General features: G+C 31.7%; 3 protein-coding genes and 1 pseudogene. All 4 read left to right on the forward strand.

All coding sequences use genetic code 11. The features are described from left to right. A partial coding sequence (locus AC30RD_RS08895; RefSeq protein ID WP_489494160.1) for a homoserine O-acetyltransferase family protein occupies positions 1–658 on the forward strand: 658 nt, incomplete at its 5' end. Further along, complete coding sequence (gene xseB / locus AC30RD_RS08900; RefSeq protein ID WP_489494162.1) at positions 648–839, forward strand: exodeoxyribonuclease VII small subunit; 192 nt, start codon at positions 648–650, stop codon at positions 837–839. The genes AC30RD_RS08895 and xseB, both read left to right, overlap by 11 nt. Further along, positions 836–1,633, forward strand: coding sequence for a carbon-nitrogen hydrolase family protein (locus AC30RD_RS08905; protein WP_489494163.1), 798 nt, complete (start codon positions 836–838; stop codon positions 1,631–1,633). The genes xseB and AC30RD_RS08905 overlap by 4 nt, the downstream gene beginning before the upstream one ends. Before the next feature lie 28 nt (positions 1,634–1,661). Beyond that, positions 1,662–1,880 (forward strand): annotated as a pseudogene (locus tag AC30RD_RS08910) (hypothetical protein); the annotation flags it as partial.

Here is a 1,880-nt window from a genome sequence, read left to right on the forward strand (position 1 = left end):
TATGCAAGCTCTTCATTTTGGTATCCACTACCCTAAGTTTGCAGACAATATCATAGCACTAGCAACAACTTATGCAACTCAGCCATGGGCGATAGCTTTTAATAAAATAGCTCAAGAAGCAATCTTAAAAGACCCCAATTTTGCAAACGGATATTATGACTCGGATATCATAAAAGAACAAGGCCTAAGCGGTATGGCAGTAGGTAGAATGGCCGGACACATCAGCTTTTTATCTCATGCTTCGATGGAGCGAAAATTTGGTAGAGAATACAAAAGAACCGACGGACTTTATGAGCTTTTTGGCAAGTTTCAAGTTGAATCATACCTAGAGTATAACGGCTATAACTTTACAAAATGGTTTGACCCACTTTCATATTTGTATATAACAAAAGCGATAAATATTTATGATATTTCAAGAGGATTTGACTCACTAAGCGATGCACTTAAAAAGATAGAATCAAACCTTATGCTTATCTCTTTTAAAGAAGATATGCTTTTTAGAAACTCTGAGATGAAGCATATAAGCGATGTCTTAAACTCTCTTGGAAATACAAACCATACATATATCGATATAGATAGCGATTATGGTCATGATGCTTTTTTAGTTGAGTTGGAAAAATTTGATTTTTATATAAAAGAGGTGCTTGATGGAAAATAAAGTTAGTTTTGAACAAAAGATAGAAAATGCAAGAAAAATTTTACAAAAACTAGTTGATCCTCAAATCACATTAGCTCAAAGTGTAAAAGCTTATGAAGAGGGGATAAAAGAGTTAAATGAAGCTACAAAAATGCTTGAAGAAGCAAAACTGAAAATAAACGAGATAAAAAACAACTCATGAAAATAGCAGTATTACAACTAAACTCTCAAGGGCTAAGCTCTACAAAACTCTACAACTATATAAGAATAGCCAACAAAAAAGAGGTGAAAGTTTTAGTTTTAGGTGAATACATCCTAAACCCATTTTTTAAAGAGCTTCAAAATCTCTCACTAGAGATGATAGATGAGTCATCTAAAATCCAAAGCAAGGTGCTAAAAGAGAGGGCTAGGGATTATGATATGACGATAATTGCTCCGATGATAATAGTAAAAAATAAAAAACCTTATGAAGTTATAGTAAAATTTTCACCAAAAAGCATCTCATACTATTATCAACAACTTCTTATAAACTACTCTCATTGGAATGAAGAAAAGTTTTTTGCAAACCCAATATCACAATTAAAATCTCCACTAACTTTTAAAGTTAAAAATATGAAGTTTGCCGTTATGGCAGGATTTGAAATCCATTTTGACAAACTATGGGAGTTTATAGATAACAAACAAATAGATGTTGTTTTAGTTCCTAGTGTTTCAACTTTTGGTTCTTTTGAGAGATGGGAAGCTATCTCTAAAACAAGAGCTTTTACTCATAACTGCTATCTTTTAAGAGCAAACAGAATAGGCTCATATAAAGATAAAGAAGTTAGTTGGGATTTTTATGGAGATTCTTTTTTAATCTCACCAAATGGAGAGCTTTTAAATCACTTAGGAGATGAGGAAGAATTAATGATTTGTGATGTTTCTCACAAAGAAGTTTTAAAAGCAAAAAGAGTTTGGAAGTTTAGTGAAGCTATAAATAAAAGAAATTTGATATAATTTAGTTTTAATTTTAAGGAGATAAAACTTGAGTGATTCGCAACCCTCTCGGAGTGAAGAAAGCACTGTAGAAAAAAAAGAAAGTTTATTTGAATATTTTTTTGAAGATTATTGGGATATTTTTGTAGGAATTATCTCTATAAGTTTAGCATTTTACTTGCACCATACTCATAATGGCATATTACTCTCAACACTTTTTGCAGCTATCGGTATAGGTTCACTATCGTTAACCGTATCAGAAATTGCC

Source organism: Nitrosophilus sp. (assembly GCF_982775275.1).

Coding starts and splice junctions, on each gene's coding strand:
- xseB (WP_489494162.1), top strand. CDS start 648: ATGGAAAATAAAGTTAGTTTTGAACAAAAGATAGAAAATGCAAGAAAA.
- AC30RD_RS08905 (WP_489494163.1), top strand. CDS start 836: ATGAAAATAGCAGTATTACAACTAAACTCTCAAGGGCTAAGCTCTACA.